The organism is Paraconexibacter sp., from assembly GCF_041602235.1.
GTDB lineage: Bacteria > Actinomycetota > Thermoleophilia > Solirubrobacterales > Solirubrobacteraceae > Paraconexibacter.
Genome location: NZ_JBFIGP010000011.1, coordinates 1 through 19,550 on the forward strand (window position 1 = coordinate 1; position 19,550 = coordinate 19,550).

16 protein-coding genes are annotated in these 19,550 nt (G+C 73.1%); 1 reads left to right on the forward strand and 15 read right to left on the reverse strand.

The genetic code is table 11. The features are described 5' to 3' along the window. Positions 1 to 85: 85 nt before the first annotated feature. The 11 genes from ABYE80_RS01745 to ftsW all read right to left on the reverse strand — a co-directional run bounded on the left by ABYE80_RS01745 (position 86) and on the right by ftsW (position 13,354). Entirely contained in the window at positions 86 to 1,798 is a 1,713-nt protein-coding gene (locus ABYE80_RS01745; protein ID WP_372788194.1) for a hypothetical protein, read from the reverse strand. 39 nt (positions 1,799 to 1,837) lie between these two features. Further along, positions 1,838 to 2,875, reverse strand: coding sequence for a tryptophan--tRNA ligase (trpS, locus tag ABYE80_RS01750; protein ID WP_372788195.1), 1,038 nt, complete (start codon positions 2,873 to 2,875; stop codon positions 1,838 to 1,840). After that, positions 2,875 to 4,386, reverse strand: a complete 1,512-nt coding sequence (gene gcvPB, locus ABYE80_RS01755) for an aminomethyl-transferring glycine dehydrogenase subunit GcvPB (RefSeq protein ID WP_372788226.1) — start codon at positions 4,384 to 4,386, stop codon at positions 2,875 to 2,877. Before gcvPB ends, trpS begins: the two co-directional genes overlap by 1 nt. Positions 4,387 to 4,421: 35 nt before the next feature. After that, a complete protein-coding gene (gene gcvPA, locus ABYE80_RS01760; protein ID WP_372788196.1) occupies positions 4,422 to 5,822 on the reverse strand; it encodes an aminomethyl-transferring glycine dehydrogenase subunit GcvPA in 1,401 nt (466 codons plus the stop codon). A gap of 22 nt (positions 5,823 to 5,844) precedes the next feature. Next, positions 5,845 to 6,231, reverse strand: coding sequence for a glycine cleavage system protein GcvH (gene gcvH, locus ABYE80_RS01765; protein ID WP_372788198.1), 387 nt, complete (start codon positions 6,229 to 6,231; stop codon positions 5,845 to 5,847). 37 nt (positions 6,232 to 6,268) lie between these two features. Beyond that, positions 6,269 to 7,348, reverse strand: coding sequence for a glycine cleavage system aminomethyltransferase GcvT (gene gcvT / locus ABYE80_RS01770; RefSeq protein ID WP_372788200.1), 1,080 nt, complete (start codon positions 7,346 to 7,348; stop codon positions 6,269 to 6,271). 90 nt (positions 7,349 to 7,438) lie between these two features. Then, positions 7,439 to 8,524 (reverse strand): cell division protein FtsZ, encoded by a 1,086-nt coding sequence (ftsZ, locus tag ABYE80_RS01775; protein WP_372788201.1) that lies wholly within the window; start codon positions 8,522 to 8,524, stop codon positions 7,439 to 7,441. 221 nt (positions 8,525 to 8,745) lie between these two features. Beyond that, positions 8,746 to 9,627, reverse strand: a complete 882-nt coding sequence (locus ABYE80_RS01780) for a cell division protein FtsQ/DivIB (RefSeq protein WP_372788203.1) — start codon at positions 9,625 to 9,627, stop codon at positions 8,746 to 8,748. An 83-nt stretch (positions 9,628 to 9,710) separates the two neighbouring features. Next, entirely contained in the window at positions 9,711 to 11,075 is a 1,365-nt protein-coding gene (murC, locus tag ABYE80_RS01785) for a UDP-N-acetylmuramate--L-alanine ligase (protein ID WP_372788204.1), read from the reverse strand. Between the two features lie 10 nt (positions 11,076 to 11,085). Further along, entirely contained in the window at positions 11,086 to 12,168 is a 1,083-nt protein-coding gene (gene murG, locus ABYE80_RS01790) for an undecaprenyldiphospho-muramoylpentapeptide beta-N-acetylglucosaminyltransferase (RefSeq protein WP_372788205.1), read from the reverse strand. Beyond that, positions 12,086 to 13,354 (reverse strand): putative lipid II flippase FtsW, encoded by a 1,269-nt coding sequence (ftsW, locus tag ABYE80_RS01795; protein WP_372788207.1) that lies wholly within the window; start codon positions 13,352 to 13,354, stop codon positions 12,086 to 12,088. The genes murG and ftsW overlap by 83 nt, the downstream gene beginning before the upstream one ends. A gap of 66 nt (positions 13,355 to 13,420) precedes the next feature. On the opposite strand from ftsW, the gene ABYE80_RS01800 reads away from it, so the two are divergent. Continuing rightward, positions 13,421 to 14,479, forward strand: a complete 1,059-nt coding sequence (locus tag ABYE80_RS01800; protein WP_372788209.1) for a HupE/UreJ family protein — start codon at positions 13,421 to 13,423, stop codon at positions 14,477 to 14,479. Positions 14,480 to 14,507: 28 nt separating this feature from the next. Here ABYE80_RS01800 and murD read toward each other — a convergent pair whose 3' ends face one another. From murD to ABYE80_RS01820, 4 genes are read right to left on the reverse strand one after another with little or no spacing between them, the layout of a single operon-like run. Beyond that, the gene (gene murD, locus ABYE80_RS01805) at positions 14,508 to 15,767 is read right to left on the reverse strand and encodes a Mur ligase family protein (protein ID WP_372788210.1); all 1,260 of its coding nucleotides are present in this window, start codon (positions 15,765 to 15,767) and stop codon (positions 14,508 to 14,510) included. An 11-nt stretch (positions 15,768 to 15,778) separates the two neighbouring features. Continuing rightward, a complete protein-coding gene (gene mraY / locus ABYE80_RS01810; protein ID WP_372788211.1) occupies positions 15,779 to 16,747 on the reverse strand; it encodes a phospho-N-acetylmuramoyl-pentapeptide-transferase in 969 nt (322 codons plus the stop codon). Then, positions 16,747 to 18,102, reverse strand: a complete 1,356-nt coding sequence (gene murF / locus ABYE80_RS01815) for a UDP-N-acetylmuramoyl-tripeptide--D-alanyl-D-alanine ligase (RefSeq protein WP_372788212.1) — start codon at positions 18,100 to 18,102, stop codon at positions 16,747 to 16,749. Before murF ends, mraY begins: the two co-directional genes overlap by 1 nt. Continuing rightward, positions 18,095 to 19,543: a UDP-N-acetylmuramoyl-L-alanyl-D-glutamate--2,6-diaminopimelate ligase gene (locus ABYE80_RS01820; RefSeq protein WP_372788214.1), complete on the reverse strand. Its 1,449-nt coding sequence runs from the start codon at positions 19,541 to 19,543 to the stop codon at positions 18,095 to 18,097. The genes murF and ABYE80_RS01820 overlap by 8 nt, the downstream gene beginning before the upstream one ends. Between the last annotated feature and the right edge of the window lie 7 nt (positions 19,544 to 19,550).

A 19,550-nucleotide genomic window follows, 5' to 3' on the forward strand; every position in this document is an offset into this window, starting at 1 on the left:
CGCCGGTCGGACGCCCGGGACGGCCCGGGGAAAGTCCCTGCTGAGAAGGTCTTTCGGGTACGAACGATCGGATTCGGCGCCTCGGTCAGCGCACCCGCGACCGCACCGTACGGGAGCGCACCGGCCGCCGGATCCCGTCCAGCCGCACGCTCACGCGCAGCCCGCGAACGCCCCGCGGGAGACGGACCTCGACCCCCCGGCGAGCCGCGGACGGCACGCGGAAGCGTCGCCGGGAGGACATGCTCCCCCGCACCGTGAGCGTCCCGTCGCACCGCGCCCGGTGCCGCGCCCCCGGGCTGCGGTAGCTCGCCGGGCAACCGACCACGAACCGTGCGCGCCGTCCCGCGACCAGCCGTCGAGGCACCTCGAGCGCCACGCGCTCCCGCCCCTCGCGCTCGCACCCGACGAGGACGTCGGACGGGTCGGCCACCACGCGGTCGGCGCCGCGCCCGCACACGACGGTGTCCCGCCGCCCGTCCAGGGCGGAGATCCGGTCCGGCCCGTCGCCGCCGAGCAGCCGGTCCGCTCCCGGACCTCCGATCAGCAGATCCGCCCCGTCCAGCCCGCGCACCTCCACGGGCGCCCGCCCGGCCGCCAGACGGTCGGCCCCGGTCAAGCTGCCCTCCACGATCTCGACGTCGCGGCCCACCCGATCGTCCTCCCCCGGCTCACCGTCACCGGCCCCGTCGTCCAGCGCCACCCGGACCGGTCCCGCGACGTACACGGACGCGTAGGTCACCCGGTCGCGCCCGGCCCCGCCGCTGAGGACGTCCGCACCACGATCCCCGGAGAGCACGTCGTCCCCCTCCCCGCCCTGGAGCAGGTCGTCGCCGCCGCGCCCGAGCAGCGCGTCGTCGCCGGTGCTGCCGACGATCACGTCGTCCCCCTCGCCCCCGACGACCTCCTCCGTTCCCAGGACGTTGCCACGCGCACCCGGCACCCCGTCGTTGGCGACGCCGTCGAGGCTGATCCGCATCGCGAGCGCTCCGCGGTAGGTGACGACGTCGTGCTCGCCCGGGCCGCCGTCGCACACGTCCCGCCCGAGTCCGTCCAGGCGGCAGAGGTCATCGCCCGGCCCGCCGTCGAACACGTCGTCACCGGCCCCGAGGTCGGCGACGTCGGCGCCGGGGCCGCCGGCGAACGACTCGGCGGCATCGGTCCCGCGGACCCCGTCCGGTCCGGCACCCCCGACGACCCGCTCGATGTCGCGCACGTCATCCCCCTCGGCGTACGCCCCGTCGTCGGCCCCCGCGGCCAGCGACACGGCGACGCCCCGGTCGTGCAGCCCGTCGTCGTAGCGGACGGTGTCGTTGCCCGCGCCGCCCACCATCAGGTCGGGCCCGCTCCCGCCGACGAACGTGTCGTCCTGCGGCGACCCGACCATCACGTCGGCTCCGGGCCCCCCGATCAAGGTGGTCGCCGCACCGGCGCGGAGCTCGTCGTCCCCGTCGCCGGCGTCGATGGCGCCGGCCAGCGCCACCCCGACCTGGACCCGGTCGTCCCCGTCCGCGAGGGTCATCGCGACCGCGCCGATCTCCGCCCGCGCGCAGGCCACCTCGCGACCTTCGACGCCGGACGGGCGGCACCCCGGCCCGGGACGCAGGGCTGCGCCCGCGTCGCCGACCAGCAGGTCGGTGCCCAACGCGACGATCGTGATGTCGTTCGGCTCGCCGATGTCGGCGAGCAAGGTCAGCACACCGCCGCGGACGTCGACCGTGGCGGCCACGGCGCTCTCGCCCCCGCCCGCTCCCACGCAGGCGGCGAGCAGTCCGGCGAGGACCAGACGGCGACCGGGCATCGAGGCCCGACCCTACCGTCGGGCCCCCGCGTCGGGGGCCTATCCGGCCGCGACCGGCCCGACGCCCATGACGGCGCGTACGTCCGCCAGCGTGTCGGAGGCGATGGCGCGAGCCTTCTCGGCCCCGGCCGCGAGGGTCGCCTCGAGCGCCGCCTCGTCGTGACGGAGCTGTGCGTACCGCTCCTGCACGGGGGCGAGCATCTCGATCACGGCCTCACCGACCGCCGTCTTGAGGTCGCCGTAGCCGCGGGCGTCCGCCATCGACGCCTGCGCCTCGTCGATCGAGGTCCCCCGCGAGACCGCGAGCAGCTCGAGGAGGTTCGAGACGCCCGGCTTGGCCGCGCGGTCGTGCCGGATCTCGTTGTCGGAGTCCGTGACCGCCCGCTTGAACTTCTTCGTGATGGCGGCCGGCTCGTCGAGCACGTAGACGGTCCCCTCGACGCTGCCGCCGGTCGTGGACATCTTGCGCGTCGGGTCCTGCAGGTCCATGATGCGCGCGCCCACGGCCGGGATGCGGTGCTCCGGGACGACGAGCACCTCCTGCGGCTCACCGTCGGCCCCGGCCCCGAACCGGGCGTTGAACCGGATCGCGATGTCGCGCATGAGCTCGACGTGCTGGCGCTGGTCGTCGCCCACGGGCACGTCGTGCGCCCGGTAGGCGAGCACGTCGGCCGCCATGAGGGTCGGATAGACGAACAGCCCCGCCGACACCAGCTCGCGCTGCTGGGCGCTCTTGTCCTTGAACTGGTGCATGCGGTTCAGGTCGCCGTGCGAGGTGACCGAGCACAGCAGCCACGCCAGCTCGGCGTGCTCCTGGACGTCGCTCTGCCGGAAGAGGACGCATCGCTCGGGGTCCAGGCCGGCCGCCAGCAGGATCGCCGTCGTGTCGTAGAGCCGCTCGCGCAGCTCGCGTGGCTCGTAGGCGACGGTCGTCGCGTGCAGGTCGACGATGCAGTAGATCGCGACGTCCCCGTGGTCGACCGCGCGCTGCTGGCCCTCGACGTACTGCTGGATGGCCCCGACGAAGTTCCCGAGATGCTTGCGGCCCGTCGGCTGGATGCCGCTGAAGATCCGCATCAGTCCAGCGGCTGCCGGATGACCGGGTGCTTGGCCGCGCCCGCCTCGTCCAGACGCCGCACCGGCGTCGTGTACGGCGCGTTCTGCGCGATCGAGGGGTCCTCGCGGGCCTCCTCGAGGATCGCTCGGATCGCGTCCGCGAACGCGTCGAGCGTCTCCTTCGTCTCGGTCTCCGTCGGCTCGATCATCAGCGCCTCGTCCACCAGGAGCGGGAAGTAGACGGTGGGCGGATGGAAGCCGTGGTCGAGCAGCCGCTTGGCGAGGTCCAGGGTCTTGAGCCCCAGGTCCTTCTTCATCGGCGCCCCGGACAGCACGAACTCGTGCATGCAGGTGCTTCCGTAGCCCAGCGGCAGGTACTCGGCGACGCCGGCCTCCTTGAGCCGCGCCAGCAGGTAGTTGGCGTTGAGGACCGCGGTCTGCGACGCCTCCTTGAGACCCTCGGCCCCGAGGGAGCAGATGTAGGCGTAGGACCGGACGAAGCAGCCGTAGTTGCCCTGGAAGCCGCGCAGGCGACCGATCGACTTCGCGCCCGGCTGCCCGTCGGACGGGTCGTACACCAGGTCGAAGACCGGCCCCTCGCCGTCGTCGCCCTCGGACCGCGTGATGACCGGGGTCGGCAGGTACGGCGCGATCCGGTCGCTGACCGCGATCGGCCCGGAGCCCGGACCGCCGCCGCCGTGGGGCTGCGTGAACGACTTGTGGAGGTTGTAGTGGACGATGTCGAAGCCCATGTCGCCCGGGCGCGAGATGCCCATCACCGCGTTCAGGTTGGCGCCGTCGTAGTAGAGCGTCGCGCCGACCTCGTGGACGATCTTGGCGATCTCCTCGATGTTCGGGTCGAAGATGCCCAGCGTGTTGGGGTTGGTGAGCATCAGGCAGGCGACGTCGCCGTCGGCCTTGGCCCGCAGGTCGTCGAGGTCGACGCCGCCGTCGGCGTTCGTCCCCACCTTCACGACCGTGTACCCGGCCATCGTCACGGTCGCGGGGTTCGTGCCGTGCGCCGTGTCGGGCGTGAGGACCTTCGTGCGGGTCTCCCCGCGATCCTCGTGGTAGGCGCGCGTCACGAGCAGGCCCGCGAGCTCACCGTGCGACCCCGCCGAGGGCTGCAGGCAGACGTGCGGCAGGCCCGCGACCTCGCCGAGCGCGCGCTCGAGGTTGTACATCAGCTCCAGTGCGCCCTGGGCCCGGGACGGGTGCTGCAACGGGTGCAGCCGCGCGTGTCCGGCCAGTCCCGCGACACGCTCGTGCAGCCGCGGGTTGTGCTTCATGGTGCAGGACCCGAGGGGATAGAAGCCCGAGTCGAGATCGAAGTTGCGGCGCGAGATCCGCACGTAGTGGCGTACGAGCTCGGGCTCGCTGACCTCGGGCAGGCGCGGCGCCTGCATGCGACGCAGACCGGCGGGGAGCAGCTCCTGCGGATCGACCTCGGGCACGTCGAGCTTCGGGCAGGTGAACGCCCGGCGGCCCGGTGCGCCCTTCTCGAAGATCGTGACCGCGCGATCGCGCTGCATCGGCGACTCGGCGCCGGGGGCGGTGGGCAGCTGGCTCATGCCGTCACCTCGGAGGTCGCGGTGGCGGTGGCTCGCTCCGCGGCGATCGCCTCGCCGAGCAGCTCGGCCAGCCGGTCGATGTCGGCCCGGGTGCGCTGCTCGGTCAGGGCGACCAGCAGGCCGGTCGGATGGCCTCCGGGGTCGCGTCCGAGCGCGTAGCCGGGGTTGTAGCCGGCGGCGCTGCACCGCGCGATCACCCGCTCGACCCCGTCGAGTCCGTCGACGTCGAGGTCCAGCGCGAACTCGCGGACGACCGGCTGGTCGTGCAGCGTGGAGATGCCGTCGACCGCCGCCAGCGTCCGGCGCGCGTAGTGGGTGCGCTGCAGCAGCAGCTCGCCCAGCTCCACGATCCCCTGCTTGCCGAGCCAGGAGAGGTAGACGACGCCGCCCAGCGCGTTGAGCGCCTGCGAGGTGCAGATGTTCGACGTCGCCTTCTCGCGGCGGATGTGCTGCTCGCGGGTCTGGAGGGTGAGCACGAACCCGCGGCGCCCGTCCACGTCCTTGGTCTCGCCCGCGATGCGGCCCGGCATGCGGCGCAGGTAGGCGTCGGTGGCGCAGAAGAACCCGAACGACGGGCCCCCGAAGTCGAGCCGGTTGCCGAGGGACTGGCCCTCGCCGACCGCGACGTCGACGCCGCACTCACCGGGCGGGGCGAGGATGCCGAGCGTGATCGGGTCGTACTGCCCCACGACGACGGCCGGCGAGTTCTTGGCCGCGTCGGCCAGTGCCTTCGCGTCCTCGACGGCACCGAGGAAGTTCGGGTTCTGGAAGAACACCGCGCTCGTGTCCTCGCCGATCGCCGCGGCCCACGCCTCGGGGTCGGTCACGCCGTCCTTCAGCGGCACCTCGACGACCTCGATCCCGTAGCCGTGGGCGAGCGTGCGCAGCGTCTGGGCGGAGTGCGGGTGCAGGCCGGCGCTCATCACGTACGTCGACCTGCCGTTGGCGAGCTTGGCCAGGTAGCCCGCGGCCGCGACCGCGCTGGGCGCCTCGTACACGGAGGCGTTGCTGACCGGCAGCGCCGTGAGCTCGCTCATCGCGGTCTGGTACTCGAACATCACCTGCAGGCCGCCCTGGCTGATCTCCGGCTGGTAGGGCGTGTACGGGGTCAGGAACTCCGAGCGGCTCATCAGCATGTCGATGAGCGCGGGCACGTAGTGGTCGTACATCCCGGCGCCGAGGAACGTGACCTCGTCCTCGGCCGAGGTGTTCTTGCGTGCCAGCTCGAGCAGGTGCGCGTAGACGTCCTGCTCCGGCAGCCCCGCAGGCAGGTCCAGGCCGTCCTCCAGACGCACCCCCTCGGGGATGCCGGCGAACAGCTCGTCGATCGAGCCGACCCCGATGGTCGCGAGCATGTCGCGGAGGTCCTCGGGGGTGGCGGAGATGTAACTGCTCACGGGTACCTCAGGGCTTTCGTTCTTAGGAGAGCGTCGCGACGTAGGCGTCGCGGTCCAGCAGGGAGTCCTTCTCGGCTACGTCCGACAGCCGGACCTTGACCATCCACCCGGCGCCGTAGGGGTCGTCGTTGATGGCGTCGGGCGTGTCGCCCAGCGCGGCGTTGGCCTCGATGACCTCGCCGCTCAGTGGCGCGATGACGTCGGAGACCGCCTTGACCGACTCGACCTCGGTGTACGACTCACCGGCCGTCACGGTGCTGCCGACCTCGGGCGGGTCGAAGAAGACGACCTCGCCGAGCGCGTCCTGGGCGAACCAGGTGATGCCGAAGGTCGCGACGTCCCCGTCGATCTTCGCCCAGTCGTGCTCGGGGTGGTACAGCAGGTCTTCGGGGTAGCTCGCGTCGGCCATCGTGGGTTCCTCTCTCGGGGTTCGGTGCGCGTGCAGGCTACGCGGCGGGTCGGGTGTACAGGGGCTTCGTCGCGACGACGGCCGGGCGGGTCTTCCCGCGCACGTCGATCTGCAGCGGGGTTCCGGGCGTGGCGCGGGCGGCCGGCACGTACGCCATGCCGATCCCGACCTCCAGCGACGGGGACATCGTGCCGCTGGTCACGACCCCGCCACCCTCGATCGGGTTGCCCTGGCGGGCGATGCCCTTCCCGGTCATGGTGAACGCCACGAGCTTCTCGTCGGGGCCCTCGGCCCGGGTTCGCGCGACCGCCTCGCTGCCGATGAAGCCCGTCTCCTCCTTGCAGGCCCACCCCAGACCGGCCTCGATGGGCCCGCGCTCCTCCATCAGGTCGTTGCCGTACAGGTGGAAGCAGACCTCCAGGCGCAGCGTGTCGCGTGCGGCCAGCCCGGCGGGCGTGGCGCCCCGGCGCACGAGCTCGTCCCAGATCGAGGGTGCGACCTCCGGCGAGCAGAGGATCTCGACCCCGTCCTCGCCGGTGTAGCCCGTCCCGCACACCAGGGCGTGGTGGCCCAGGATGCGGCGCGCGCCGGCGGTCATCCGCTTCGGGAGCGGGCCGCTGGACAGGGTCTGCACGATCTCGCGGGCCACGGGCCCCTGGACCGCCAGCATGGCGTGCTCGGCGGCCTGGTCCTCGACCAGCACGTCCGGGAAGGCCTTGGCCTGCTCCTGGAACCAGGCGAGGTCCTTGGCGTGGTTGGCGGCGTTGGTGACCGTGAGGTAGTCCTCGGGGCCCAGCCGGTAGGTGAAGAGGTCGTCGAGGACCCCGCCGTCCTCGCGGCACAGCAGCGAGTACTGGGCGCCGCCGATCGCCATCGTCCCGACGTCGTTGGAGAGGATCCGCTGCAGGAACTCGAGCGCCTGCGGTCCCGAGGTCTTGATCTCCCCCATGTGCGAGACGTCGAACACCCCGGCAGAGGACCGGACCGCGAGGTGCTCCTCGCGGATCCCGGCGTACTGCACGGGCATCTCCCAGCCGGCGAACGGGACGATCTTCGCGTCCGCGGCGACGTGGGTCTCGTACAGCGCCGTGCGCTGCAGGGTCTCGGCGTGACTCACGCGCAGCACGGTATCGGAGAGCGACCCGACGCCCTGTCGAGCGTCGGGTGCCAGACGGTCCGGGCCGGATCGCCGGCCCGCCGTTCGGGCCTACCGCAGGAAGGGCGGGATGTCGATGTCGTCGTCGCTGATCTCCAGCGACGAGCGCTCGACACGGGGTGAGCGGTCCTTGGTCGACCGCTCGGCGCGCTTGGAGGTCTCCTCGCGGGCCGTCCTGGGGCGGGCGCGGCCGTGATCGAAGCCGGTCGCGATGACCGTGACCCGCACCTCGTCACCCATGCGCTCGTCGATGACCGACCCGAAGATGATGTTCGCGTTCGGGTCGGCGGCGCCCTGGACGATCTCCGCTGCCTCGTTGACCTCGAACAGGCCGAGCTCGTGACCGCCGGTGATGTTCAGCAGGATCCCGGTCGCACCCTCCACGCTGTCCTCCAGGAGCGGCGAGGAGATCGCGGCCTTCGCGGCGTCCCCGGCGCGGCTCTCGCCGCCCGAGGTCCCGATGCCCATCAGCGCCGACCCGGCGTCGGCCATGATGGTGCGGACGTCCGCGAAGTCGAGGTTGATCAGGCCCGGGATGGTGATGAGGTCGGTGATGCCCTGGACGCCCTGCCGCAGCACGTTGTCGGCCTCGCGGAACGCCTCGATGATCGTCGTCCGGCGCTCGACGATCCCCAGGAGCTTCTCGTTGGGGATGACGATGAGCGTGTCGACGACCTCACGCAGGCGGGCGACGCCCTCCTCCGCCTGCCGCATCCGCTGGGAGCCCTCGAAGGAGAACGGCTTCGTCACGACGCCGACCGTGAGCGCGCCGATCTCGTTCTTGGCGATCTCCGCGATGACGGGAGCCGCGCCCGTGCCGGTGCCGCCGCCCTCACCCGCGGTGACGAAGACCATGTCGGCACCCTTGAGCGCCTCCTTGATGTCGTCGCGCGACTCGGCCGCGGCGCCGAAGCCGACGTCCGGGTTCGCGCCCGCACCGAGCCCACGTGTCAGGTCGTGCCCGATGTTGAGCTTGATGTCGGCGTCGCACATCTGGAGCGCCTGGGCATCGGTGTTGGCCGCGATGAACTCGACGCCGCGAAGGCCTGCGTCGACCATGCGGTTGACCGCGTTGGTCCCGCCTCCGCCTACGCCTACGACCTTGATGACCGCGAGATAGCTGCCGCTGCTGTCCATGAAAGAAATTCCGTCCGACTCTGGAGGGACACTTGAGAGTTTGGTGTTCTGTCCCCCGACTTGGGCGACGCACGGTACGCACGCGATTCACGCCGTGTCAACGGGAATCCTACTCCGCAACGGGCGTTGCATGCGGATCAACCCTCAACCTGAGCAGGAGATTCCCGCTCCGGCGAACCCTGAACCTCGGGTTGAGGGTCGAGTCTGGGTCGTCCACCGGTTCAGGGGGTCACCGGTGGGGTCGCGGATGGGTTGGCGGCCCCGGCCGCCGGTCCTCCCACGGCACCCGGCGTGCCGGACTCGCCCGGGGCGGTACCGCCGGAGCTCGCGGTCTGCTGCTGCTGCACCGCGACCTGCTCGAGGCCGCCGGCGGCCGGACGCTCCGGCAGCCGGACGTCGAGGTAGGTGGCTCCCTTCGAACTGGGGTCGGCGAGCACCCGTGCCGCGGCCGCCCACTTCGCGTCGACCCGATCGGTCGTGCCGAAGTAGAGCGAGGTGCCCGTGGACAACCGGAGGGTCAGGCCGCGGGAGCCGACGAAGACCTTGGAGACCAGCGGTCGCAGGCGAACGGGCGCCGCACCGAGCACCGCCACGATGCGGGCGGTCTGGCCCGCCGGGATGCGATCGCCCGCCGGAGGCGTGCGCAGCGGCAGCGTGGGCAGGTCGGCCACCGAGGTCCCACGCAGGAGGGTTCCGTCGGCGGCGACGGCCATGCGCTGCCCGTCGACGCTCACGCCCGCCACGGGCACGTGCTCGATCACGGAGATGCGCAGCCCGTGTGGGAGATCCCGGTGCACCCGGAGGTCCTTGACGATCGGGTACGGGGCCACCGCGGTCCGCAGCGCGTCCACGTCGACGTGCAGGGTGGTCATGTCCTGCGCCGCGCTCGTGAGGGCAGCACGGACCCGGGCGCTGTCCCGCCCGCTGACGCCGGTGACGCTGACGTCACGCACAGCCACGAGGGAGGACTCCCGGACGATCAGGAAGGTGGCGACGAGCAGCCCCGCCAGGAGTGCGCCGACGGCGAGCCGGCGGCGTCCGTGCGGCCCGAGCGCCGGAACGCGGAGGCTGATGTGCGGCAGGGACAACGGGCGGGCATCCACGGCTGCTCGTTCGACGCCGCGGCCCCGAACCCTCCCGCGGTCGCCCGACCTCGACGCCTCCCACGGCCGGGAGGAACCCGGGATCACCCGGTCGGCGGCACGACCAGCGACCGGCCCAGCGCGTCGACGTCACCGGCGCCCATGACGAGGCAGAGATCCCCCGGGCGCAGGAGCGAGGCGAGCATGCGGCGGGCGTCGTCGAAGGAGGGCATCCACACCACCGGCATCCCCGGCCGCGCATCGGACGCCGCCTCGGCGATCAGCAGTCCGGTGATGCCGGGGAAGTCCTCCTGCGTCTCGCGCGCCGGGTACACCGGGAGGACGCAGGCCACGTCGGCCTTCGCCAGGGCCGCGCCGAACTCGCGGTGGAGCTGCTCGGTCCGGCTGAAGAGATGCGGTTGGAACACCGCCACCACCCTCGCCCCGTAGGAGCGGGCGGCGTCGAGCGTCGCGGCCACCTCGGTCGGATGGTGGGCGTAGTCGTCGACGACCGGGACGCCGGCGGCCGTCTCCCCCAGCCGCTCGAACCGCCGGCCGGCCCCCCGGAAGCCCGCGAGCGCCGCCACCGCGTCCGCGTCGGGGACGCCGGTCAGGCGGCAGGCCTCCAGGGCCGCGACCGCGTTGCGCGCGTTGTGCTCCCCGGGGACCGCGAGGGTCACCTCCCGCCCGCGCCACGCGAAGCTGGAACCACCGGGCATCAGGCGCACGTCCACGGCGTCGAAGGGCGTCACGGCCGCCCCCGGGGGTCGCAGCGCGACCAGGTCGGGGCGATCCCAGATCACGGCGTCCGGCGGGCCCTCGAGGAACTCGCGGAACACGGCCCGGACCTCCTCCAGCGAGCCGTAGGTGGCGTGGTGGTCGAGCTCGACGTTGGTGACGACCGCCACGTCGACGTCCAGGCGCAGCATCGACCGGTCCGACTCGTCGGCCTCGACCACGAGCCACCGGTCGCGCTCTCCCGGCCCGGAGGTCCGCGGCCAGTCCGCGTTGAGGCCCGTCGTCGTGAGCGCACCGCCGATGAGGTAGGCGGGCTGCGCGCCACACGCGAGCAGGACGTGCGCGGCCATCGACGTCGTCGTGGTCTTGCCGTGGGCGCCCGCGATCGCGATGACCCTCCGCAGGGCGCTCAGCTCGGCGAGCAGCTCAGCGCGCGGCACCTCTCGCAGACCGCGCTCGCGGGCCGCCACGCGTTCCGGGTTGGTCGCGGGCACGGCGCTGGAGTAGACGACCTCGACGTCGTCGCCCTCGGGCACGTTCGCCGCGTCGTGACCGACCGAGACCTCGACGCCCAGCTCGCGCAGGGCGGCCAGGGCCGGGCCGTCGGCGCGGTCGCTGCCGCTGACCCGCGCGCCCAGCTGCACGCTCACGCGCGCATAGCCGCTCATGCCCGCACCGCCCACCCCGACGAGGTGCAGGCGGCGGTCGTTCCAGGGTCCGTCGGACGGCATCGCCGCCAGACTACGCGGCACGCGCGGCCGCCAGCACCTCGGCGGCGATCACCCGGGCCGCGTCCGGGCGGGCCGGCGCCGCCGACGCCGCCGCCATCGCCGCGAGCCTGTCCGGGTCGCCGAGCAGCGCCCCGACCTCCGTCCGCAGGCGCTCGGCGTCGAGCTCCGCGTCGGGGACGAGCACGGCGGCCCCGGCGTCCACCATCCACCGGGCGTTGGAGGTCTGATGATCCGCGGCCGCGTGGGGATAGGGCACGAGCACCGCCGGCCTGCCGGCCGCGGCGATCTCGAACACCGAGCCGCCCGAGCGGGCGACGCACAGGTCGCACGCCAGGAGGGCCTCGCCGAAGCGCTCGATGTAGGGCCGCAGGTCGTAGTGCGCCGGGGGCGGCGTGCCGAGCCGTGCGACGAGCTGCTCGTGGTCGCGGCGCCCGGCGGCGTGCAGCACCCGGAACCCGGCGATCCCCGGCGCCGGATCCGTGCCGTAGGCGGCGATCGTCGCCTCGTTGAGGCTCCGGGCACCCAGCGAGCCACCGAAGACGAGCAGGCAGACGTCGCCGTCGGAGAGCCCGAAGCGCGACCGCGCAGCCGCCCGGTCGCGGACGGCCGGTGGCACGGGGCGGCCCGTCACGAGGTAGCGCCCGCCCTCGCGCCCGGCCAGGGGGAACGCCAGGCAGACCCGGCGCGCGCGGCTCGCGAGGAGCCTGTTGGTGAGGCCGAGGTGGCTGTCGGCCTCGGTGAGGACGAGCGGGGTGCGGCGCGCGAGGGCCGCGGCGCCGACCGGTCCGGCCACGTACCCGCCACCCCCCATGACCACATCGGCGCGCTCGTCCCGCAGGATGCGTCGCGCGGCGCCGACCGCGCGCAGCGCCCGCGCCGCCGCCCGCGCCGCCTTCAGGGGGTTCGTGCGGCTGAGCCCTTCGACGCGGATCTCCCGCAGCGGGTATCCCGCCGCCGGGACGAGATCGGCCTCGGCGCGCTGACCGCCGACGAAGACGACCTCGGCTCCCTCATCCCGCAGTGCGTCGGCGACCGCCAGCGCCGGCACCACGTGCCCCGCTGTCCCGCCGGCGGCGATCACGACCTTCGTCACGTCCGTCCGTCCTCGTCTGGTGTCGGGTGCGACCGCTCGGCTCGCGGACCACGCGGATGTGCGCGGTGCCACCGGCGGCGATGTTCAGCAGCAGGCCCATGGACGCCAGCAGCGTCCACAGGCTGGTCGTACCGTACGAGAGGAACGGCAGCGGCACCCCGGTGAGCGGTGCGAGCCCGAGCACGGTGAAGACGTTCAGCGTCGCCTGGCTGAGGACCATGGCGGTGATCCCGGCCGCCAGCAGCTTGGCGTACTGGCCCTTGGCCATCTTCGCGACGCGCAGTCCGGCGTACCCGATGAGGCCGTACAGGAAGAGGACCACGGTGATGCCGGCGACGCCCAGCTCCTCCCCGATGATCGCCAGGATGAAGTCGGTGTGGGCCTCGGGCAGGTAGAAGATCTTCTGGACCGACTGGCCCAGCCCGAGTCCGAACAGGCCGCCGGAGCCCAGGGCGATCTGGCCCTGGACGGACTGGAAGCCGGTGGTCCCCGCCGTGTCCCAGGGGTCGAGGAAGCTCGTGAGCCGGGCCCGCCGGTACTCAGCGGTCATCGCGTAGAGGAAGACGAGCACCGCACCGACCGCCGCGCCGATCAGCAGCCACCGGACCGGGATGCCGGCGGCGATCAGCAGCGCGGCGGTGGTGAAGGAGATCACCAGCGCGGTCCCCAGGTCCGGCTGCGAGGCGATGAGGGCCACGGCGGCTCCGACGACCAGGCCCAGCGGCATCAGCTCCCTCGGGTGCTGTGGCACGCGAGGCCGGCGGGCCAGGAGCTTGACGGAGTACAGGAGCAGCGCGAGCTTCGTGATCTCCGAGGGCTGGAAGGTCAGGGGCCCGGCGCCCAGCCAGCGCTGCGCGCCGTTGACGCTCACCCCGAGCGGGGTCTTGACCAGGAGCAGGCAGACGAAGGCGAACGCCAGGAAGGGACCGGTCCAGGCGAGGATGCGCTGCAACGGGGTGCGGACGATGAGATGCAGCCCCAGGAACCCGAGCGCCCCGAAGCCCACGTACTTGACCAGGTAGGAGGTGCCGTCCCCCTGCCCCTCCAGCAGGGTGCGCGCGGACGAGGCGCTGAACACCATCACCGCGCCCGCGGCGAGGAGGCACAGCGTCGCCGTCATCAGGAGGTTGTATTCGAGCGGATGCGCAGGGGGGGTGCGCTTCGCGGTGGCGGCGGCGCGAGGCATTCGGCCCTGATTTCGCCGTGGCGCGGCGGTGTCCTCCCACCGAACGGCTCATCTACCCTGGTGATGGTGAAGCCGACCGGACCCGGCGCGATGCGCGCGACCTGCCTGCTGGTGCTGCTCGCCCCGGCGACCGCGCACGGCCACGGGATCGGGGGCTCCGCCACGGACAAGTCGACCCTCGAGTTCGTGCCGCTGGGGATCGAGCACATGCTGCTCGGGTGGGATCACCTGCTGTTCATCCTCGGCATCGTGCTGCTCGCCGGGTCGCCGCTGCGCTCGGCGAAGCTGATCTCGCTGTTCGTCGCCGGCCACAGCACCACGCTGATCGTCGCCACCGTGGCGGACTGGCGGATCTCGGCCACGCTCGTCGACGTGTGCATCGCGCTGAGCGTCGTGTTCATCGCGCGGCTCGGGCTGCGCGGCCGGCCCAAGGACTTCTTCTGGCCCGGCGCCGCGATCCTCGGCTTCGGCCTGATCCACGGTCTCGGGCTCGCGACCCGCCTGCTCGACCTGGGCATCCCCGACGATGGGTTGGTCGCCAAGACGATCGCGTTCAACGCGGGGGTCGAGCTCGGCCAGCTCGCGGCGGTCCTCGTGATGTTCGCCCTCGTGACGCTGCTCGCGTCGCGGGCGCCGGACTGGCCGCGGGTCCGGCGGACGATCTCCGGGGCGCTCGCCGCGGCCGGCCTGATCGCCGCCGGGGTCCTGACGGCGACCAGCCTGGCCGACGACTCCCCGCGCGCCGATCGCGTCGGCGACGCGGAGGACGCCTCGTGCGTGCAGCGGGACGCACGGCCGCAGCTCAGCGGCGCCGGCGGGCACCCGGCACGGAAGTTCTTCGAGCCGGGCGAGCGCGTGCCGCAGGAGGACTTCGGGCACGTGCTCGGCGACGGCTGGGTGATCGTGAGCTACCGCGCGGACCTGCCGGCTGCCGACGTCGCCGCGCTGCGCTCCTGGATCACCGGGAGCGACGTGGCCATCGGCGCCGGACCCAGCGTCGAGCAGACCGAGGCGCTGCGGCTGCGGACCGCCCGGCGCGAGCTGTCCTGCGAGCGGTTCGACGAGGCGCAGGCGCGCGCGTTCGCGGACGCCTGGTTCGCCGACGTCCGCGCCGGCCGGTTCTGAGCGCGGCCCGGGGCCCGGACGACGGGACCTACTCGGCCAGCGCGCCGACGAGCGCGGCGAAGTGCCGGCCGCGTTCCTCGAAGTCCCGGTACTGCCCGAAGCTCGCGCACGCCGGCGCGAGCAGCACGATCTCCCCCGGTGCGGCGGCCGCGACGGCGGCAGCGACCGCGTGCTCGAGATCCCCGCGGTCGGTGCCGGTGCCGAGCGCCTCCCGGAGCCGGCCGGCGGCCTCCCCCACGAGCTGCACGCTGGCGCACGACCGGCGGACCGGGTCACGCAAGGGCGCGAAGTCCTCCTGCTTGGCGTCGTCGCCGCCGAGGATCAGGTGCACCGGGGCGTCCATGGCCGCCAGCGCGGTCAGGGCCGACTCGACGTTGGTCGCCTTGGAGTCGTTGACGAACCGGACCCCGCCGCGCACCCCGAGGGGCTGCAGCCGGTGCTCGACGCCGGGGAAGGTCCGCAGGGACTCCGCGATCGCGTCCTCCCCGATGCCGCGGGCGCGGCAGGCGGCCACGACCGCCTTGGCGTTGCGCCGGTTGTGCTCGCCCGGCAACCCGGGCTCCACCGGAAGCTCGACCAGATCCAGGTCGACGAACGTCCCGTCGCCGGGCAGCGGCGCGAACGCGCCGGGCGCGATCGCCGTGTCGGCCGGCACCTGGCGGGAGAACATGCCGTGGAGCTTGGCCCGGCGGTAGGCCTCGACGCTGCCGTGCCAGTCCAGGTGATCGCTGCCGGCGTTCAGGAGCACCCCCACCTCCGGGCGGAAGGCGGCGGTGTCGTGCAGTTGGTAGCTGGAGCACTCGACCACCACGGTCGCGCCGGGGACGTGGTCGTCGATCAGCGACGTGTAGGCGGTCCCGACGTTGCCGACCACGTGCACCGGTGCGCCGGCGACCCGGTGCACGTGGCCCAGCCACTGGGCCACGGTCGTCTTGCCGTTGGTCCCGGTCACCGCCACGACCTCCAGCGGCACCAGGCGCCAGCCGAGCTCGAGCTCTCCGAGCACCGGGATCCCCCGCTCGCGCGCCGCCGCCACCACCGCGGCTCGCGGGGGGACGCCCGGGGACTTGACGACCGCGCCGATGGGCCGGGCGAAGTCCTCGAGCAGGTCCATCCCGTCCTCGCCGAGATGGATCGGGAACCCCGGGTCGACGGTGACCTGCGGCGTACCGCTGTCCACCCCGACGACCTGCTCCCCGCGACTGGCCAGCGCCAGGCCGGCGGCCAACCCGGACCGGGCGAGCCCGACCACGAGGTACGGGCCCGGTGGCAGCGGCGGACGGGGCACCCGGTCGGCCCCTAGGAGACCGACTGCTGGTAGATCGTGAACCCGATCGCGCTGCAGGCCGAGCCGATGATCCAGAACCGCAGGATGATCTTGGTCTCCGACCAGCCCGCGATCTCGAAGTGGTGGTGGATCGGGGCCATCAGGAAGACCCGCTTGCGGAACGTCTGGAAGGAGAACACCTGGATGATCACGCTGAGCGCCTCGACCACGAAGATGCCGCCCAGGAGCACGAGCAGCTCCTCGGTCTTGGTCATCACCGCCAGGCCCGCCACGGCTCCTCCCAGGCCCAGGGATCCGGTGTCCCCCATGAAGATCGTGGCCGGGAAGGCGTTGTACCAGAGGAATCCGATGCAGGCCCCGACCAGGCACCCGCACAGCAGCGCCAGGTCCTTCTGCCCGTCGGTGATGAACGTGATGCCGATGTACGCCAGCAGCACGGTGGCCGCGCAGCCGGCGGCGAGGCCGTCGAGGCCGTCGGTCAGGTTCACGGCGTTGGTCGTGCCCGCCACCACCACGTAGATGAGCACCGGGTAGAAGACCCCGAGATCGATCGTCGCGTCGATGGTCCGCAGGCGCAGCGTCGGCGCGAGCCCGGCCTTCTGGGTGGCCACCCACCACAGCAGCATCGAGATGCCGAGCGTGACGATCAGCTTCCAGCGTCCCTGGAGGCCCAGGGACCGGCGCTTGAAGATCTTCTGCGCGTCGTCGGCGAACCCGAGCAGCGCGCTCAGGATGGCGGCCAGGTAGACGCCGATCGAGCGCCAGTCGTAGTCGCTGAGGATCAGGAACGGGATGCTGACGGCGACGAAGATGATGATCCCGCCCATCGTCGGCGTCCCCGCCTTGGCGTGGTGACCCTCGGGACCCTCGGGGCGGATGTGCTGGCCGAACTCGCGGCGCCGGAGCGCCGCGATGAACGTCGGACTGAGGAAGACGCAGATCAGCAGCGCCGCGGTGCCGCCGATGAGGATCTCGCCCATCAGGCCACGTCCTCGCCGGGCCGGGCCGCGCGAAGCGCCTCGGCGACGACCTCGAGCCCGATGCCCCTCGAGGCCTTGATCAGCACGGTGTCCCCGTCCTGCACCAGCGTCGGTACCAGGCGGGCGGCGGTCGCCGCGTCGGGGACGGCGTGGACGTTCCCGAGGTTCGACCCGGCGCCCAGGTAGGCGGCTCGCTCGCCCACGACCACCAGGACGTCGACGCCGCGGTCGCGGGCGTGGACCCCGATCTCGCTGTGGAAGCGCTTCTCGTCGGGGCCGAGCTCGAGCATGTCGCCGAGCACGGCGACGCGCCGGGCCGGCGCCGTGGCGGCGAGGTCGTCCAGGGCGGCGCGCATCGACATCGGGTTGGCGTTGTAGCAGTCATCCACGACGATGACCCCGCCGGCCAGACGTTCGCGCTGTCCGCGACGAGCGCTGAGGGCGACCTCGATGTCCCCGCGGGGCTCGATCCCGGCGGCGCGGACGGCGGCGGCTGCCGCGAGCGCGTTGCGGCGCATGTGCGCGGAGGTGAGCTCGATGCCCTCGGACAGCAGGCGCACACCGGGGAGGTCCTCGATGTCGCCTCCGGGCCCGAACCGCACGATCTGCAGGTCGTCGCGGAGGTACTGCTCCAGCAGCGGCTCGTCGGCGGGGATGACGGCGGTCCCGCCGGGCCGCAGGGAGGTCAGCAGCTCGGCCTTGGCGGCGGCCACCGCGGCAACCGATCCGAGCAGCTCGAGGTGCACCGGGCCGACGTTGGTGATGATCGCGACGTCGGGCTCGCTGATGCGCGTGAGCTGCGCGATCTGCCCGGGCCCGCGCATGCCCTTCTCGAGCACGAGGGTGTCGGTCCCCGGGGGCGCCCCGAGCACCGTGAGCGGCAGGCCGATCTCGGTGTTGAAGTTCTGCGATGTCGCGATGAGGCGGTCGCGGCCGCCCGCGCGCAGCATCGCGGCGACGAGATCCTTGGTCGACGTCTTGCCGGTCGACCCGGTGATCCCGATCACCACCGCGGCGAGCTGACGACGCCAGGCGGTCGCGAGCTGCTGCAGCGCCAGCAGCGGGTCGTCGGCGGCCAGGACCACCCCGGCGGCCGCCTCCTGCGCGGCGTCGGCGTGGTCGGGGTGCACGAGCGCGCCCCACGCCCCGGCGGCCAGGGTCTGGGCGGCGAAGCGTCCCCCGTCGACCTGCGTCCCGGGAAGACCGACGAACAGGTCCCCGGGCAGCACGACGCGCGAGTCGATCACGGCACGGCGCGGGCCGGCGGCCGCGCTCCCCTCACGGGTCGGGTCCACCGCGCGGAGCAGTCTGGCTCCCGCGGCGGCGGCGATCCAGTCGGGCGTGCGGTCATGCATGGTGGCGCAGGGCCTCCCGGGCCGTTGTCACATCGTCGAAGGGGATCTTGACGCCCCCGGCGAGCTCCTGCCCCTGCTCGTGGCCCTTCCCGGCGATCACGACGACGTCCCCGGACCCGGCCATGCTGATCGCGCGGCCGATCGCGACGGCGCGGTCCTCGATGACCTCGACGTCCTCGCGGTCGATCCCGGAGACGATCTCCGCGAGGATGGCGTGCGGGTCCTCCGAGCGGGGGTTGTCGCTCGTGACGACCACGACGTCCGCGAGGCGGGCGGCGATCCCGCCCATGAGGGGACGCTTGGCGCGGTCGCGGTCCCCGCCGCAGCCGAACACGCAGAGCAGACGGCCGCCCCGGTCGGCGGCCAGCGGACGGGCGGCCCGGAGCACGTTGTCGAGCGCATCGGGGGTGTGGGCGTAGTCGACCAGGACGCCGAAGTCCTGGCCCTCGTCGACGGGTTCGAAGCGGCCGGGGACGCGGCCGAACCCGGCCAGGCCCTCGGCGATGACCTCGTCCGGGACCCCGAGGGCTCGGACGGCGGCGATCGCCCCGAGCGCGTTGAGGACGTTGAACTCCCCGGGGACCGGCAGGCTCCAGACGCGGTCGTCGGCCGCGAACGTCGTGCCGGTGAACGTCGACCGGACGTCCGTCGCCCGCAGCGTCGCCGTCGACGAGGCGATGCCGACGGTGATCGCGCCCGGCACCTGCTCCGCGAGCCGCGCGCCATAGGGGTCGTCGACGTTGATCACGGCGGTTCGCGGCTCGTGCGCGAGGACTCCCGCGGGCGGGACGAACAGCTCGCGCTTGGCGGAGAAGTAATCCTCCATGCCGGTGTGGAAGTCGAGATGGTCCTGCGTGAGGTTCGTGAAGATCGCCACCGACCAGTGGATCGCGTCGGCGCGCCGCAGGCGCAGGGCGTGCGAGCTCACCTCCATGACGCAGGCCTCGTCCCCACGCGCCACCATCTCCGCGAAGGTGCGCTGGAGGTCGATCGCCTCCGGCGTGGTCCGGACGGCGGGCGTCTCCTCCCCACCGACGATCTGGCTCACCGTGCCCAGCAGCCCCGTGCGCGTGCCGGCGTGCTCGAGCAGCGCCCGCACGAGATGCGCGGTGGTCGTCTTGCCGTTGGTCCCCGTGACGCCGACCATGCGCAGCGCGGCGGTCGGATCACCGTGCAGCCGTGCGGCGGCGGGCGCCATCGCCGCGCGGACGTCGTCCACCACGACCTCGGGCACCCCGAGACCCAGCGGCCGCTGCACGACGAGCGCGGACGCGCCGCGCTGCACCGCATCGGCGGCGAAGTCGTGCCCGTCGCTGGTGAAGCCGGGCACGCAGAAGAAGACGGTCCCGGAGGACACCGTCCGGTTGTCGTAGGCGAGCGCGTCCACCTCGACGTGCGGGGCGTCGCGGGCAGCGTCGCCGATCACCTCGCGCAGCGTCATGCCCGCG

What these genes read in the sequence shown, in the direction of transcription:
- ftsZ (WP_372788201.1), bottom strand. Translation starts at nt 8,524, where the DNA reads ATGGACAGCAGCGGCAGCTATCTCGCGGTCATCAAGGTCGTAGGCGTA.
- murC (WP_372788204.1), bottom strand. Translation starts at nt 11,075, where the DNA reads ATGCCGTCCGACGGACCCTGGAACGACCGCCGCCTGCACCTCGTCGGG.
- ABYE80_RS01745 (WP_372788194.1), bottom strand. Translation starts at nt 1,798, where the DNA reads ATGCCCGGTCGCCGTCTGGTCCTCGCCGGACTGCTCGCCGCCTGCGTG.
- mraY (WP_372788211.1), bottom strand. Translation starts at nt 16,747, where the DNA reads ATGGGCGAGATCCTCATCGGCGGCACCGCGGCGCTGCTGATCTGCGTC.
- murF (WP_372788212.1), bottom strand. Translation starts at nt 18,102, where the DNA reads ATGCATGACCGCACGCCCGACTGGATCGCCGCCGCCGCGGGAGCCAGA.
- gcvH (WP_372788198.1), bottom strand. Translation starts at nt 6,231, where the DNA reads ATGGCCGACGCGAGCTACCCCGAAGACCTGCTGTACCACCCCGAGCAC.
- trpS (WP_372788195.1), bottom strand. Translation starts at nt 2,875, where the DNA reads ATGCGGATCTTCAGCGGCATCCAGCCGACGGGCCGCAAGCATCTCGGG.
- ABYE80_RS01820 (WP_372788214.1), bottom strand. Translation starts at nt 19,543, where the DNA reads ATGACGCTGCGCGAGGTGATCGGCGACGCTGCCCGCGACGCCCCGCAC.
- gcvPB (WP_372788226.1), bottom strand. Translation starts at nt 4,386, where the DNA reads ATGCAGCGCGATCGCGCGGTCACGATCTTCGAGAAGGGCGCACCGGGC.
- ftsW (WP_372788207.1), bottom strand. Translation starts at nt 13,354, where the DNA reads ATGCCTCGCGCCGCCGCCACCGCGAAGCGCACCCCCCCTGCGCATCCG.